Genomic DNA, 16,402 nt, shown 5'->3' with positions numbered 1-16,402 from the left:
TCAACTAACTCAGGCTTTTAGAACGCTCCTATTAGACTGTAAACCACGATTTCCATTAACTCAGTCTATTAGAACACTTCTATTAGACAGTAAACCACGTTTTTCATTAACTCAGTCTTTTAGAACGCTCCTATTAGACTATAAACCGCGTTTTCCACTAACTCAGTCTTTTAGAACGCTCCTATTAGACTTTAAATCCCGATTTTCACTAACTCAGGCTTTTAGAGCACTTCTATTAGACTGTAAACCCCGATTTTCACTAACTCAGGCTTTTAGAGCACTTCTATTAGACTGTAAACCACGATTTTCACTAAATCAGTCTTTTAGAACACTCCTATTAGACTGTAAACCACGATTTCCACCAACTCAGTCTATTAGAACACTTCTATTAGACTATAAACCGCGTTTTCCACCAACTCAGTCTATTAGCGCTCTTCTATTTAGACTCGCCTACACCAATGCTAAATAACCTCATACAATGCTGTTGGTACTGCTGGGTCTGTATCATGTAGTTCTATATTAATACCGCGTTCTGTTAAAATATTTCCGACGGACATGCGTGCAAGGTCTTTCATATTGTTATCTTTACTTAGGTGTGCTAAGTAGATTCGCTTTGTATTATTGTCAACGATATCTGTTAGGGCTAAGCCACAGTCTTCGTTGGATACGTGACCAGAATCACCGAGTATGCGGCGTTTTACACTCCAAGGGTAGCGCCCCATTCGGAGCATGCCGACATCGTGGTTTGCTTCGAATATATAGGCATCTGCGCCTTCGACTGTTTTCTTGATTCGCTCGGATACATAGCCTAAATCTGTAACAAGTGCGACTTTCTTTCCACCGCTTCGGAAGACGTAAAACATTGGCTCAGCTGCATCGTGGGATACACCGAAGGATTCCACATCGATGTCGCCAAACGTTTTTACTTCTTCCATATTAAAGGTGAATTTCTGGTCAATGGATAGCTTGCCAATCATGCCATCCATCGCTTTCCAGGTTTTTTCATTTGCATAGATTGGTAAATCATATTTTCGTGCAAGAATACCGAGACCTTTAATATGATCACTATGCTCGTGTGTAACTAGAATCCCTGATAAGTCTTTCGGAGATAGCTGTACCTCACTGAAAAGCTTGTCCATTTGTTTCCCACTAAGTCCTGCATCGACTAAGAGCTTCTCTTTATCAGATTCGATGTAAAAAGCATTTCCCGTACTCCCCGATGCTAGAACACTAAAACGTAATGTCATTCTGATTCACTCCGATTATCTCCTAGCCTGCTTTGTAATATTTCTAGCATGCTCTCTTTAAATTCATCCTGTCCTTTGATGGCAATAAGATTATCAATACTCATATGCAAAACACTGTTCACAAAGTCATCATTAACCTTGATTACATAGCGCTGTGCAGCATTTACGAAACGTTCCTTCGTATCATTAATCGTAATTTTCCATGTTGGAACTAAAACCTGTGTCCCGCTTTCCAGTGGTAACATCGAATGATAGCCCATTTCAACCTCTGTTGCCTCATCATAGGATAGTAGCAATCTATTTTCATACAGTGTGTAAATTGCTTTTAACGGGGTTATTAATGTTTTTTCATCATTAATAGGTGAAGGCTCTCCTAGTAATGATTGGGTATAGGCAATCATTTCATTTTTATCGTTTAAATATATCATGATCATGCCATTTTGATTGTAATATACCGGCCGATCATCTTTTATCACCTGGAAAAAGACGAGCACGTTACTTTCTTCATCCCAATACTCAAATTTATACTCATTGCCTAAGTATACCGTACTGGATATCAGTCTTTCTATATCTTCGTCTGTAGCATTTTCTGGAATTGCAATTGTCTTTTTAAATTTTCCTAGGATAAAACTGTTGTTTACAATTCGTATTTCCTGGTTTTCTTGGGACTCAATTTGCTTCACTTCAGACTCATCGAACGTTTTTTGTTTAAGCGAGACATATGCTTCGTCTGGAATGGAATCTGGTAGATTATCTGGATATTTAATATTTTCTAATTCCAGTTCTTGTTCCTGTTCCCGCAGCTCTTCTGTCTCCTTTAAAGGAAGATCCTCATTACTCTGCTTCTGAATAACTAGAAATAATAAATAAATATCGAGAAGGAAGAAGCAGAGGATAAATAATGTTTTAATTTGTCCCCACTGCATCCTCAGCTCACTCCCTTTCTATTTACATTCTCACTGTCTATTGTTACCTGAAGCCATTCACCGTCCATCTTAACATACCACGAAGGCATTAAGGTAAGCGTTCTTGAATTTCCTAGACTTTCCATACTATATAAGCGATACCCAATCTGGATATCTTCTATCTTGGTTAAATTATACGTTTGATGACTTTTTAAATATTTTATTAACTCGTTTCCTGATTCTAATTTAAAGCTTTCTGGATATGGATCCGTGATTTGGTATAATGGGCGTCGTTGTTCCGTGACTTCATCATTGATCCAACGCTGTTCGATAATCGTTAAATTATCAGGATTGAAAACTGGATAGCCATCATAATACATTTGAAAACGTATATTGTTTTGTGCTGTATTAACACTTTCTAGACGGAAGTCATCTGTCCAGCCTTTATAGCTATTTATTCTATTAATGCTTTTATCTAATAAATCGGTAACCGACATCGGGTTATACACCGTTTCTTGTGAGTTAATATATTCCATGCTTAGCTTATTTTTAAAAACTCGCATCGATCGTTGTCCATCCTGATACCAGATTTCATTATCATCAGAAACATTCTCTACGACCTCAGCTGGATCTAAGAATAGGATATTTTTCATAACATCTGGAGCAATTATTGCTGAGTCCAAATAATATTTAGTAATATCCACTGGATTTATCGGGATATAAATCGGGTAGCCTGGATCGTCAATCATGGTATATTCTTCTAGCCCCGTTAATTTAACCATATAATCATTTAGTAATTCACGCTTCTGTGTGTTATTAACATCGGCTTTAACCTGTGTTTTTCCATCTGTGGAGAGAAAAATAAAGGTTAATGTATTGTTGTTCGATTTTAACGAGATAAACATTCGTTGAAAGAACATATTCTCAGGCATGTCAATTTCAGCAGTATTGTTTACCGTAAAAATAGACGGAATCATTTCCATTGGTAGCGCATCAGGAAATGTCAACTCCACCTGCGGACCTTCATTGGGTGCACCATTTGCATCTGTCACTCGAAAATTATAAAGGACCCAGGTTTGTATATCATGGTAGAGATCCTCACGTTCACCGGGATCACTGAAGCCAAAATAGTTATCATATTTATTAAAAATAATGGATGTTGGCTGAACAATTGACTTCTTCGTTACCGTGGTACCCCCTAAGTCAATTTCCTCCTCATTTACTAATCCTTCCTCTTCTAAATATGGGCTATTTGATTGATAGCTCCAAAGGCTAAACGTCAATAGAAAACTAATACCGACTAATATTGCTAGCGTATAGGATTTAATTACCTCTAATTTCATTTGCTACCCCTCCGCTTCTTACCCATTAGCGGTAGTGTAAATAGTATCGTTGTTCCTTTTCCTTCTTTACTTTTAGCCCAGATTCTACCATGGTGTGCTTCCACTATTTCCTTAGAAATTGCAAGCCCTAGCCCCGTTCCACCAAGCTTTCTAGTCCGGGCTTTATCAACACGATAGAAACGCTCAAATATCTTTTCTAGCTTGTCATAGGCAATTCCCATACCTTGGTCAGCAATGGAGACGATGATTTGATGTCGCTGCTTCAACAACTTAAAGGTAATCGTTCCACCTTCAGGCGAGTACTTAATCGCGTTTGTGATGATATTATCCATAACTTGGATTAGCTTATCCTTATCCATCCAAACATAAAGCCTTTCATTAGGAAGCTCTCGTACAAATTCGATATGCTCAGGCATATTCATTTCAAATCGATCAATAATATGATGGAACAAGCTAACAAAGTCAGCCTTTTCCATATGCAGTTGATGCTCCTTATTATCAATCTTTGATAATTGAAGAAGGTCATTAACCATACGAATCATACGATCTGTTTCATTTTGGGTAACCTCTAGAAACTTCGGTGCAATTTCTTTGTTTTGCCATTCGCCATCAATTAACGCTTCTAGATAGCTTTTCATCGTCGTTAATGGTGTTCGTAATTCATGGGATACATTCGATACAAATTCTCTACGCTCTCGTTCCAAATTTTCTTGTTCGGTTACATCACTAATGACTGTGATAAAACCAGTTATCTCGTCATTATCATCTGTCACTGTTGAGAAGTTTGCACGAATTAGGAATATTTCTTGATCATCACTAAAATCGATAATCATTGATCCACTATCCGGTAGTTCGCTAAGATCCACATTTTTTTCATCAAGCTTTAGCACATCAATGATAAACTCTCCGTAGCTTTCCTCTGGATTGACACTAAGTAGAAATCCAGCAGCCTCATTCATCAACGTAACGGCACCTGTCTCATCAGTCGCAATAACACCATCAGACATATTTTCTAGAACGGAGTTAAGCTTTCTTGTTTCTTCTTCTGTTTTCGCATAGGAGTGCTTAAGCTGAGCATTTAAATCATTAAAAGCAATTGCTAACTGACCGATTTCATCAGTACCATAGACATTTACTTTCTGGGTAAAGTCACCCTTACCCATGATTTGCGCCTGTCTACGCATCTCCATAATTGGCTTTGTAATAGCCCTTGCTACTAAAACCCCTAAAATAGCTGTAATCAAAATAGCCCAAAAAGAACCATTTAAGAAAATTTGATTGATTTCTTCCAACTGATTATAAATATCTTCAAATGGAGCTTCTACGTAAATAACCCCAGCTACACTACCTTCATCATCAAATAATGGCTTTGCAACTAGATAAACACGATTATTATTATTATCCTTCTTATCCGCAGTCTGCTCATTTCCAAATAACAGTGCCTTTTGTACAATTTCGAAGGTCATCTTTTTTCCGACCTTCGACTGCTCACTATTGTTATTGGTTGCTTGAATGCGACTTTGATTATCGACCACAAATAACTTCCAATTACTATTGGTATCAATATCTCGAATGATTCCTTGTAGGTCTTCCCCTAGTGTGGTTTCATCATCATCCGTTCGTTCCTTCGTAAAAGCGCCCTCCAAATAGTGGCCAAGCACATTAATATTGTCATTAATCGAGCTTTTAAAGCTCGTTGTTAATTCTCTTTCCAAAGAGGATGAAAAATATGAACCAATGACCTGAATAGCGACTAGCAATAATAAAATATAAATAAGAATTAACTTTAATTGTATCGAACGAAAAAAACCAACCTTATGCATATAACCTACTCCTGATCAGGATTACGTAAATAATAACCAACACCACGGCGTGTTACAATCCAGGCTGGGTTACTTGGGTTCTCCTCTATTTTTTCACGTAGTCGTCTTACGGTAACATCTACAGTTCGTACATCACCAAAATAATCATAGCCCCACACCGTCTCTAATAAATGCTCTCTTGTCATTACCTGACCAATGTGGCGAGCTAAATAATGTAATAATTCAAATTCACGATGGGTTAATTCAATTTCCTTCCCATCGCGTGAAACGGTATAGGCATCCGGATGAATAACCAATGATCCAATCGTGATATCCTTGTTTTCCTTAACCGAATCCTCTGGCATCTGTTGCTGTCTTCTTAGATTTGCCTTTACCCGTGCAATTAGCTCACGATTGCTAAATGGCTTTGTCACATAGTCATCTGCCCCAAGCTCAAGTCCTAATACCTTATCAATTTCTGAGTCCTTGGCTGTTAACATTATAATTGGCATGGTTTGTGTTTTGCGAATTTCTCGGCAAACCTCATTTCCATCCTTATTCGGTAGCATAATATCAAGTAAAATTAAATCAGGCTTTTCTGCCTCAGCTAGTTTAATTGCTTCATCTCCGTCATATGCACAAACAACCTCATAGCCTTCTTTTTCTAAGTTGAACTTTAAAATATCTGCAATCGGCTGTTCATCATCAACAACTAAAATTTTCTGTGCCATCCTAACACTTCCTTATTCAAGATTTTATATATATATCATTTCACATTGTTTTCAACTAAGTCGTATATGACCTTTATTTTATCGTACTTTTACCTAAATGTCTTGTCGCTGCGCTATATCCCTCTTTAAATAGTATGAAAAGAGCTAGTCCATCATGTATTCTGTGGACCAGCTCTTTTCCTGCTATACTATTTATTTTAAATAGCTTAGTGGGTTTTGTAATGCACCATTCTTATACACTTCAAAATGTAAGTGAATACCTGTAGAATTACCTGTCGAACCCATAATTCCTATTTGTTGACCCTGCTGAACAGTCTGGCCAACACTTACATTAATGGATGCAAGATGGGCATAGACAGTTTTCATTCCATTATTATGGTTTATTTCAATTTTATTTCCATAGCTTCCTTGATAACCAGCAAAAACAACGGTTCCATTATCAGCTGCGGTTATTGTACGATTGCTTGGGCCAGCGATATCAAGTCCCTTATGATATGCTCCCCAACGATAACCAACATGACTAGAAATATAGCCACCAGAGGTTGGCCACTTGAAGGTCCCAGTTCCTCTAGATGGAATCACCTTTGTACCTTTTACTACAACCTTATTAACTGGTTCCTTGATGGTTTTCTCGTCTAATACTTTGCGGTCACTAACCTTACCATTTCGGATTTCCACCGTATAGTGTACGACCTTTTCACCATCTGAGCCCTCTTGTGTTACCTTTTCGTCACCTTTTAGTAATTCCTTTGATTCTTTAATCTCTGTTTCGAAGGCAATTGTTTCTTCCTTCTTCTCTTCTTTTTTTACAATAACATCAACAAATGGCTTTAACTCGGTTACATTTAGTTCTTGGCCAATTTGAATTAGCGTATCCTCTTTAATAGAAGGATTTAACTTTAATAGGGATGCTAGAGACAGGTTGTACTTGGAAGCAATAGATCCCAGTACTTCTCCTTCTTTAACCGTATGCTTCTCTTCCTTTAATGTCCCCTTCTCTAACAGCTTCAAACCATCCGCAACCGTTAAAATAGTATTTGGGTCTACTTTTTTATCAGAAAATGAAACATCCTTCGATAATGTAACGTCTAATATAGTAGATTCTCCTACTGCAAGGTCTGCGGATTTACTTGGAGCTTCAGCGTTTTGGGGAACGTCTGATTCCTTATTCGTAGACTTTGCAGCTTCTACTTTTGCTAATGTTTCTGCATCAACATATTTAAGCTTGTAGTCTTCGATTACTTTTTCGGCTGCTTCTTTACTATCAAAATATCCTACTACGTCATTACCAATCTTTAATTCTACCGCTTTCGCTTTAACTGTTAGATTACTCTCTAAGTAATTACTTATTGTCGTATTGTTGTATGTAGGATTAAAGACTAGCTCAGGAACTAATTTTACATTTTCTGCAATTGCTAGATCAGCATCTTCGTATGACTTATCAGCTTTAGCTAATTTCGATTGAATAACTTCTTCAACAACACTGGCATCACTTACTAGTCCGATATGCTCACCATTAACATACACATGCTGAACTGTTCTTACATTGCTAGATTCCTCTGCGAATACAATCCCAGTAGCAAGAATGGTTACAAGCCCTGTACTTATTAGCGCTTTCTTCAATAATGGTTTCTTCTTCGGTTCAGGATTGTACAGCTTATTCTTACCAAAAGACACGCATTTCCCCCCTAAAACTTAGAATAATAATTTATGTGAAAGTACATTTTATTTAGTTTAAAAGACCTATTTAAGTCCTCTATTAATCTACCATAATTTTGATAGGGTAGGAACACAATACGTGGTTTTGTAAACAAAATGTATAAAATGTAACATTTTTTCCGCAATAATGACGATTTTCATACTAATTTCTATAAAAATTGTAGTTTGAGCGTGATTTTTACCAAAAATATACATATATTTTACATTTTTGTAACAAAAAAAGAGCAGCAAATGCTGCTCCAATCCTCACAAATTAAACATTCTCGTAAACATCTCGAATAATATTTGTCTGTGCTCGATCCGGTCCAACGGAAAATGTGGTTAATGGGATGTGTGTCAGCTGTGAAACCCTATTGACATAATGCCTGGCATTAGCAGGTAGTTCATCTAGGTTTTTTACATTGGTGATATCTTCTGTCCAACCAGGCATTTCCTCATAGACTGGTTCGCACGCTTCTAGAATTTGAAGACTTGCTGGGTATTCATTTATTATTTCTCCTTTATACTTATAGGCAACACAAATCTTTACTGTTTCGATTCCAGTCAGGACGTCTAAAGAATTCAAGGATAAATCTGTTATTCCGCTAACCCTTCTAGCATGCCGTACAACAACACTATCAAACCAACCAACCCGACGAGGTCTTCCTGTCGTTGTACCGTATTCACGACCGACCTCTCGTATTTGATTGCCAATCTCATTTTCGAGCTCGGTTGGAAACGGCCCATCACCTACCCGGGTTGTATATGCTTTCGATACGCCTACGACATGCTTTATTTTCGTAGGTCCAACTCCACTACCAATCGTTACACCGCCAGCAGTTGGATTTGATGAGGTTACAAATGGGTATGTACCTTGGTCAATATCCAACATCACACCTTGGGCACCCTCAAATAGCACCCGCCTTCCCTCGTCTAGTGCGTCATTTAATACAACGGATGTATCACAGACATATTGCGCCATCGCTTGCCCATATTGGTAATATTCTTCTACAATCTCTTCTACAGATAATGGTTCTACCTCATATAGCTTTTCAAACAAACGATTTTTTTCCTTGAGATTTTGTTCTAATTTAGCACGAAAGACTTCTTTTTCTAGAAGATCTGCCACGCGGATCCCAATTCTGGCTGCCTTGTCCATATATGCGGGGCCAATCCCTTTTTTCGTCGTGCCGATTTTATCGTCACCCTTTTCTTCCTCTTGGAGCATATCTAATTTTAAATGGTAGGGTAATATTACATGTGCCCGGTTACTAATTCGTAAATTATCTGTCGAGATATTGTGCTCATGTAAATAAGCTAGCTCTTCCACAAAGGCTTTTGGATCGATTACCATTCCATTTCCTAACACACAAATCTTCTCCTTATAAAATATCCCCGAAGGAATTAAATGAAGCTTGTACGTAACACCATCGAATTTAATCGTGTGGCCTGCATTATTTCCACCTTGAAAACGAGCAACTACTTCCGCTTTTTGTGAAAGGAAGTCGGTTATCTTTCCCTTTCCTTCATCACCCCATTGGGTTCCAACAACTACTACTGAGGACATTGTGCACCTCCCACGATTCGTTTCCTTTGTATTTTTGTTTCATTTATTTCACGTCATTCGTATATAATTCTTTTGAATCTAAAAACGCCAGCCATTAATGAAAAATTTCTTTATTAATTTTTAGATGTGAATTTCTTATTTAGTTATTTCCTATACTTGTTATTTCATGCGATTATTTACATCCGTGATTCTTCGGAAAATGCACGCTACAGCTTTTATTTCTTTCAACTAAAAACTTTGCCAAAATAAAAGCACCTCCAATTGTTAGCTTGTATCTAACAATTGGAGGTGCAGTTACTCCAAGAACGGCTATTTTATGCGTGAATTGGTTCTGGTGGGATATCGCTTGCTTGATAACGATGGTCCAGATCCACGAATTTATTATATTCTTTAACAAACGCTAGCTCAACGGTTCCAACAGGGCCGTTACGTTGTTTTGAGATGATAATTTCAATTATATTTTGTTTCTCTGATTCTTTATCATAGTAATCATCGCGATACAGGAAGCCAACAATATCCGCATCCTGCTCAATACTTCCTGATTCACGAAGGTCAGACATCATCGGACGTTTATCCTGGCGTTGCTCTACACCACGGGAAAGCTGTGATAATGCAATAAGTGGTACATTTAATTCACGTGCTAGTCCTTTTAACGACCTTGAAATCTCCGAAACCTCTTGCTGACGATTCTCGCCTGGTTTACCGCTACCTTGTATTAATTGTAGATAATCAATAAGAATCATTCCTAAACCATGCTCTTGCTTTAGTCTACGACATTTAGAGCGGATTTCACTAACGCGAATTCCAGGAGTATCGTCGATATATATTCCTGCATTAGACAGGCTTCCCATTGCCATGGTAAGCTTACTCCAATCATCTGGTTCAAGCTTACCACTTCGAAGACGCTGTGCATCGATGTTTCCTTCTGCACAGAGAATACGTTGTACAAGCTGGTCTGCACCCATCTCCAGACTAAATATTGCTACATTCTCACTCGTATTAACGGCAACATTTTGTGCAATATTTAAAGCAAATGCAGTCTTACCAACAGAAGGCCTGGCAGCTATTATAATTAAATCATTCGGCTGAAAACCAGATGTAATCTTATCTAAATCACGGTAGCCAGTCGGAACTCCCGTTACATCCCCACTACTTCGATGAAGCATTTCAATTTTGTCATAGACATCAATCAATACATCTTTAATTGCCTTAAAGCTACCAGTGTTCTTTCGTCCGGAAACATCTAGTATGCTCTTCTCTGCATCATTGAGTACATCTTCCACTTCGTCCTCACGGGCAAATGTGTTCGTGACAATATCCGTTGCTGTCCGAATCAGGCGACGAAGAATTGCCTTTTCTTCAACAATCTTACTATAGTAGTCGATATTTGCTGCGGTCGGAACACTTTCTGCAAGCTGTGTTAAATAGGATACTCCACCAGCTTCCTCTAGATGCTTACTATCGGATAAGGCTGTAGTTACCGTTACTAAATCGATTGGCTCCCCACGATCGGCAAGCCTTAACATCGTTTCAAAAATACGTTGATGGCTAGCACGGTAAAAGTCACCTGGCTCCAGTAGCTCAGAAGCTGTTGAAAATGCTTCTGGCTCTAGAAAAATAGCTCCTATTACAGCCTGCTCAGCTTCTATATTATGTGGCGGAGTTCTGTCATTCCATTCACTCATGATCTGTTTCCTCCTATAACCCGAAGTATCGGATTATTGTTCAACAACATGTACCTTTATTGTCCCTGTAACTTCTAAATGCAATTTAACCGGTACATTGGTATAGCCTAATGAACGTATTGGCTGTGTTAGCTCAATCTTACGCTTATCAATTTTAATACCATGTTCTTTATTTAGGGCATCTGCAATTTGCTTACTAGTAATAGAGCCAAATAGTCTGCCACCATCACCAGATTTTGCTTTTAATGTAACCTCTAGTTTCTCTAATCTATTCTTCAGCTGTACTGCTTCTTCTTTTTCTTGTTCTTCAAGTTGTTTATTTTTACGTTGCTGTGCTTCTAATGCTTTCATATTTCCAGCAGTAGCCTCTTCAGCTAATTTATTCTTCAATAAATAGTTTCTAGCATAGCCATCTGAAACATTTTTTACTTCACCTTTTTTCCCTTTTCCTTTAACATCCTGTAAGAAAATTACTCTCATTCTGCTTCTCTCCCCTCATAATATTCGTCCAGTATTTCTTTTAATAATAATTCTACATCATCAATGGTGGTGTCCTCAATTTGTGTTGCAGCATTGGTTAAATGACCACCGCCATTCATTTTTTCCATAATGATTTGTACATTTATTTCTCCTAGAGATCTAGCACTAATACCGATTTTACCATCACTTCGCTCCGCTATAACAAATGAGGCAGAGATTCCTGTCATTGTTAGTAGGGTATCTGCTGTTTGTGCGATAAGTACTGGACTACAGACATCACCAGGATCTGCCTTGGTAATAGCAATGGAATTTCGGTAAATTTGGCAACGTTCTATCATTTTGCTTCGTTTAATATATAAGTTTAAATCTTCCTTCAAGAATTGCTGTACTAATACGGTATCAGCACCTTTTGCACGTAAGTATGAGGCAGCATCGAAGGTTCTCGAGCCCGTTCTTAATGTGAAGCTTTTCGTATCCACTGTAATTCCCGCTAGTAAGGCAGTTGCTTCTAGCATTTTTAGCTTCTTACCCTTAGGCTGATATTCTAATAGCTCCGTAACTAATTCAGAGGTTGAGGATGCATAAGGCTCCATGTATACAAGGGTTGGGTTTTCAATAAACTCCTCGGCCCTTCTATGATGGTCAATGACAACACGATAATCCGTTTTTCCTAACAATCGCTTACTAACAACCATGGAAGGCTTATGTGTATCAACCACAACAATTAAACTACGGCTAGTTATCAGATCTTCAGCATTGTCAGGATCAATAAAATGCTGCCAAAGATCTGAATCAACCTTAATTGCCTCTACCAATCGTTTAACACCAATACTAATATCATCCGGGTCAAAAACGATGTACCCATCTACGCCATTGGTTTGAGCAATATTTAAAATACCAATAGCAGAACCGATAGAATCCATATCTGGGGCTTGATGTCCCATAATAATTACGCGGTCACTTGCCTTCACTAGATCACGTAACGCATGTGAGATAACCCTAGCTCTTACACGTGTACGTTTTTCCATTGGATTGGTTTTTCCACCATAGAAACGCACTTTCCCTGAATCATCCTTAATTGCTACTTGATCTCCACCCCGGCCTAGGGCAAGATCCAAGCTTGATTGCGCTAGTTCACCTAGCTCCGGAAGACCTGCATTGCCAACGCCTACGCCAATACTTAGTGTTATTGGGATATCAAGCTCCGAATTTAGTTCATGCATTTCATCCAATATATTAAATTTTGTCCGCTCCAATTTATTTAATATCTCTCTTGTACCAACTGCCAAAAAGCGATCCTGAGAGGTTCGCTTCAAGTATAAGCCATTATCATGTGCCCAATGATTCAAAAATGAAGTAACCTCTGAATTCAATTGGCTTTTAATGGTATCATCCATGTTCTGAGTGATTTCATCATAGTTATCCAAGAAAATAATCGATAAAACCGTTTGTTCATTCGTGTAGAGTGTCTCTAATTCTGATTGCTCTGTCTGATCGAAGAGATAAATTAATCGTTCCTCTTTACGAATAATTGTCTGGAATGCATAATCATCAATTTCAATACGAAACTCCTCATTATTTTCCTTAATCATAGGAATTAGCTCTTCGGAAATGACATTTAAGGACTCCCCAACAATCGTTTCCTCTTCGGCAAATTGATTCATGTAATGATTTGACCACTCTACTATAAAATCATCATTATACAAAATAATGCCAATTGGCATTTCCAGAAGCGCTTCTTCTCCTACCTTCTTGACACGATAGGATAAGGTTGAAATGTATCTCTCTGTTTCATCTGTTAATTTCTTTTCAATACGGATGGTATAGTAGAAGGATAAAACTAAGAGAACAGTCATCACTATTCCTAGAATCCATTCAAAATACCAAATAAAGCCAAGCAAAACAATTGATACAGCATACATTAGCCATAAGTGTTTACTTAACCTTGGTCTATTTAAATCCGTCATTAATTTTCAGCTCCTAATGCTCAGGCACTATCATAAAGGCTCTTAATCGTGCATCCTAGCGTAGCCTCACCTTATAATTAGTGGCGCTTTACCATTCTATCTCGTAGTCCAAACCCAATATCAATTATACCTAACAATCGAATGAATGTAATTAGAATTGGTGCAAAAAGAACAGTTACGACGATAGCAATTACTGGTATTGCCTTGGATAGATTTTTTTGATGTGCATAAAAGAAAATAAAGGAAAATCCTTGTATGATCAAAAATAACCCTACAAGCATGATAATATTTTGCGCTGCAATAAACACGGTTCCATTAGGATCCTTTTGAAATACAGATACGACCATTGCTAATAGATATATCCAAATAATCGAAGTCGAAAAGCGCAAATTTCGGAACTTAGGAAAACGTAAATGCTTATTCTCCAGACGGTTTAAAAATTTATAGCTTACCCATTGATTTACTAATGCCAGCAAGATGGAAACTGCAACTACTCCAAAGGGTACCAACTGTTTATATAACGCTAGTTGTTGTTCCAATAAATTAAACTGTTGATCGACTTCTTTCCCCATACCTATTTCCGTTAGTATGTTCTTGGACAATGCCATGATTTCATCCATTTGCTGATTAAATTCTTCTATCACATTTATATGAAGCACCATTAAACTAAATACAAAAGCAAATAAGATTCCCGCAACAAATCCAATTGTTCCTCTTGCCCATGTCTCATATGGTGATGCTTCCTGTTTTATTGCTAAACCTATCATAATACCACCAAGCCCTGCTATAATCGGGAGTGGCAATGCTACAAATGTAGCAAATAGCATCGTTAATAGAGATGCTCCTATAAGCATAATTAGCGATGGCCGTAGACCATATCTTGTACTATAAATAATAAATGGAACTGCTACCAGCAATATCGTTATCATAGAGATAAACGGGACAAACAGCGATATGAAGACCAAGACCATATAAATTGCGATAAATAGTGCTCCATCTATTAGTTGCTTTGAATTATTCATAACCTATGCACCTCATCAAATTATAGCTAGAGGTATCCTTGAATAACAGTAAGATACCAATTTGCTAAAAAACCTTATTTTTATATGATAACATGATTTAATTGTTATTTGATAGTTAGAATGAATATGGTTGGTTGTCAGATTGATATATCGATGAGGAGCATTTTAGTGAAAGAAGTGAAAATGGAAGATAGCTTGTCAGAGACTTCGTTTAAGCTTTATATGGTAATCTACATTATAATATAAAGGAAGAAATAATTAAAGGATTGAAAAAAATGGTTTTTTGGAAAACATTTCTATTTAGTATACAGCTTCCTAAGAAGCAAGCGGTATTTCAATTAAATCGTATTGCGATGGATATTACTGTATTTTATATGTTTATTCTATTGTTTATCGTTTCTATTCCTTCATTAGTTGATCAACTAACAGAAACTACTGGATTAGGCGCGAATATGAACATTGTATTTCAGTTAATCTATTTTTTTATGTTTTATTATTTAATCTTAACCATTATGGTCTTCTTGCTAATTACTGCTATAGCATATATGTTTACATGGGTTGCAAAACTAATGCATCGGAAACTAAAATTACAGCTTATGTGGAAAATGGTTGCGTACACAACAACAATCCCATTTATTCTTTATACAATCATTGACCTTATTTATCCTATATCAGATAAATATCTGTTAATTTCCATCGTCTATACAACACTTTTACAATTTAAAATTATCGCTGTATATCCAAAAAGAAAATAACTTCATTCAAATTACAAAATAGAGGCTATCTTAATTGATAACCTCTTTTTCTATTACTAAGCTACATATAATAAAGATGAGATGAAGTTCTCTATCTCCTTGTGTTACGAAAGCACCCATTTTTCCAAACAATTGCCTCACAATGTTAGTGCTTCACGAATTAGGTTCAGAACTCTATGAAATTATTGGTAACAATGTTAAGAAACATACAAATGGCTGATTGAACATAACGATACTTATCTAAAGGTTATTCGAATTAATTACATAAGGAAGTAGATAGTCCTTGAAATAATTTAAAGGGCTAAGTTCATCCTCTTTCATGCTACTTGTGAAAACCGTTACTAATTGGTAATCGGGTGCGACAATAATATATTGTCCTTCAAGTCCATACGCAAAATAAATCCTACCTATTTGATTATAGGATGTTAAATTCCACCAATGATATGCATATGAAAAAGTATCATTACTTTTGACTTTGGGGGTTGTAGATTCTTCAATCCAATGAAACGGTACAATTTGTTTGGATTTCCATTTTCCTTTATTTGCATATAGCGTACCAATTTTTAACATATCACTTGTTTTCATTGTTAATCCAAATCCACCAATTGCTATACCTTGGGCATCATGGTTCCACTTATAATCTGTTATCCCAAGAGGTGTAAATAAATGTTTCCTAGCGAAGACTTCTGTATTTAACCCAGTAGTCTTTTGGATTATTGCACTTAATAACTGGGAAGAACCACAGCTATAGCTCATATCCGTTCCAGGGGGATTCTCCATGTCCTGATTAAGTACAAAATTAACCCAATTTTTACTAGGTATCATCCCATTATTTCCTGGAAAGTGTAAGCCTGAGGTCATTGTCAGTAGGTGTTTGATTGTGATTTTCTGTTTCTCTGAATCATTATTAATTTCTGGAAAGTACGTACTTATCGGTGTGTTAATATGTTCGATATACCCTTTTTCTATCGCTATCCCGATTAGTATGGATAAAATGCTTTTGGTGACAGAATATATTTTATGTTGCTTTTCCTTCATTTTTTTATTTCGATAATATTCAACTATCACATTGTTATCTAGCTGGACAAGGGCACTATCAACTTTGTCTCTTTTTAGTTTATTTTCAAATTCGGTTAGTAAATTCACTCGCCTAAAAATCCCCCTATACTATCTAATATTACCCTAGCACCCTTCGTTTCA

Annotated in this window: 13 protein-coding genes; 1 reads left to right on the top strand and 12 read right to left on the bottom strand. The window is 37.0% G+C overall.

Going from position 1 to position 16,402, the window contains the following annotated elements; translation table 11 throughout:
* Positions 1–461 precede the first annotated feature (461 nt).
* The 11 genes from KI338_RS14385 to KI338_RS14335 form a co-directional block, all read right to left on the bottom strand.
* Positions 462–1,247, bottom strand: a complete 786-nt coding sequence (locus KI338_RS14385; protein ID WP_212921706.1) for an MBL fold metallo-hydrolase — start codon at positions 1,245–1,247, stop codon at positions 462–464.
* Positions 1,244–2,173: a two-component system regulatory protein YycI gene (locus tag KI338_RS14380; RefSeq protein ID WP_212921705.1), complete on the bottom strand. Its 930-nt coding sequence runs from the start codon at positions 2,171–2,173 to the stop codon at positions 1,244–1,246. Before KI338_RS14380 ends, KI338_RS14385 begins: the two co-directional genes overlap by 4 nt.
* A gap of 2 nt (positions 2,174–2,175) precedes the next feature.
* On the bottom strand, positions 2,176–3,495 hold the full coding sequence (locus KI338_RS14375) for a YycH family regulatory protein (RefSeq protein WP_212921704.1): 1,320 nt from the start codon (positions 3,493–3,495) through the stop codon (positions 2,176–2,178).
* On the bottom strand, positions 3,492–5,318 hold the full coding sequence (gene walK / locus KI338_RS14370) for a cell wall metabolism sensor histidine kinase WalK (protein ID WP_212921703.1): 1,827 nt from the start codon (positions 5,316–5,318) through the stop codon (positions 3,492–3,494). The genes KI338_RS14375 and walK overlap by 4 nt, the downstream gene beginning before the upstream one ends.
* Before the next feature lie 5 nt (positions 5,319–5,323).
* Positions 5,324–6,028, bottom strand: a complete 705-nt coding sequence (yycF, locus tag KI338_RS14365; protein WP_212921702.1) for a response regulator YycF — start codon at positions 6,026–6,028, stop codon at positions 5,324–5,326.
* Positions 6,029–6,220: 192 nt separating this feature from the next.
* Positions 6,221–7,705, bottom strand: a complete 1,485-nt coding sequence (locus KI338_RS14360) for a peptidoglycan DD-metalloendopeptidase family protein (protein WP_244853636.1) — start codon at positions 7,703–7,705, stop codon at positions 6,221–6,223.
* 295 nt (positions 7,706–8,000) lie between these two features.
* A complete protein-coding gene (locus KI338_RS14355; protein ID WP_212921701.1) occupies positions 8,001–9,293 on the bottom strand; it encodes an adenylosuccinate synthase in 1,293 nt (430 codons plus the stop codon).
* Between the two features lie 314 nt (positions 9,294–9,607).
* Positions 9,608–10,978, bottom strand: coding sequence for a replicative DNA helicase (gene dnaB, locus KI338_RS14350; protein ID WP_212921700.1), 1,371 nt, complete (start codon positions 10,976–10,978; stop codon positions 9,608–9,610).
* A 33-nt stretch (positions 10,979–11,011) separates the two neighbouring features.
* Entirely contained in the window at positions 11,012–11,458 is a 447-nt protein-coding gene (gene rplI / locus KI338_RS14345) for a 50S ribosomal protein L9 (RefSeq protein ID WP_212921699.1), read from the bottom strand.
* Entirely contained in the window at positions 11,455–13,425 is a 1,971-nt protein-coding gene (locus KI338_RS14340) for a DHH family phosphoesterase (protein WP_212921698.1), read from the bottom strand. The genes rplI and KI338_RS14340 overlap by 4 nt, the downstream gene beginning before the upstream one ends.
* 77 nt (positions 13,426–13,502) lie before the next feature.
* Entirely contained in the window at positions 13,503–14,447 is a 945-nt protein-coding gene (locus KI338_RS14335) for a YybS family protein (RefSeq protein ID WP_212921697.1), read from the bottom strand.
* A gap of 275 nt (positions 14,448–14,722) precedes the next feature.
* Here KI338_RS14335 and KI338_RS14330 point away from each other — a divergent pair, with 275 nt between their 5' ends.
* Positions 14,723–15,202 carry a DUF1189 family protein gene (locus KI338_RS14330; protein WP_212921696.1) on the top strand — a complete coding sequence of 160 codons (480 nt, stop codon included), beginning with the start codon at positions 14,723–14,725 and terminating at the stop codon, positions 15,200–15,202.
* Positions 15,203–15,442: 240 nt separating this feature from the next.
* On the opposite strand, the gene KI338_RS14325 is transcribed toward KI338_RS14330, so the two are convergent.
* A complete protein-coding gene (locus KI338_RS14325; RefSeq protein WP_212921695.1) occupies positions 15,443–16,348 on the bottom strand; it encodes a serine hydrolase domain-containing protein in 906 nt (301 codons plus the stop codon).
* Positions 16,349–16,402 lie beyond the last annotated feature (54 nt).

The organism is Ornithinibacillus bavariensis (assembly GCF_018333235.1).
GTDB lineage: Bacteria > Bacillota > Bacilli > Bacillales > Amphibacillaceae > Ornithinibacillus > Ornithinibacillus bavariensis.
Note: the sequence above shows the minus strand (reverse complement) of the source record. Positions and strands in the feature narration are given on the sequence as shown.

Bases quoted from the DNA above. Each gene is read 5' to 3' on its own strand.
- KI338_RS14385 (WP_212921706.1), bottom strand. From the start codon at position 1,247: ATGACATTACGTTTTAGTGTTCTAGCATCGGGGAGTACGGGAAATGCT.
- KI338_RS14380 (WP_212921705.1), bottom strand. From the start codon at position 2,173: ATGCAGTGGGGACAAATTAAAACATTATTTATCCTCTGCTTCTTCCTT.
- KI338_RS14375 (WP_212921704.1), bottom strand. From the start codon at position 3,495: ATGAAATTAGAGGTAATTAAATCCTATACGCTAGCAATATTAGTCGGT.
- walK (WP_212921703.1), bottom strand. From the start codon at position 5,318: ATGCATAAGGTTGGTTTTTTTCGTTCGATACAATTAAAGTTAATTCTT.
- yycF (WP_212921702.1), bottom strand. From the start codon at position 6,028: ATGGCACAGAAAATTTTAGTTGTTGATGATGAACAGCCGATTGCAGAT.
- KI338_RS14355 (WP_212921701.1), bottom strand. From the start codon at position 9,293: ATGTCCTCAGTAGTAGTTGTTGGAACCCAATGGGGTGATGAAGGAAAG.
- dnaB (WP_212921700.1), bottom strand. From the start codon at position 10,978: ATGAGTGAATGGAATGACAGAACTCCGCCACATAATATAGAAGCTGAG.
- rplI (WP_212921699.1), bottom strand. From the start codon at position 11,458: ATGAGAGTAATTTTCTTACAGGATGTTAAAGGAAAAGGGAAAAAAGGT.
- KI338_RS14340 (WP_212921698.1), bottom strand. From the start codon at position 13,425: ATGACGGATTTAAATAGACCAAGGTTAAGTAAACACTTATGGCTAATG.
- KI338_RS14335 (WP_212921697.1), bottom strand. From the start codon at position 14,447: ATGAATAATTCAAAGCAACTAATAGATGGAGCACTATTTATCGCAATT.
- KI338_RS14330 (WP_212921696.1), top strand. From the start codon at position 14,723: ATGGTTTTTTGGAAAACATTTCTATTTAGTATACAGCTTCCTAAGAAG.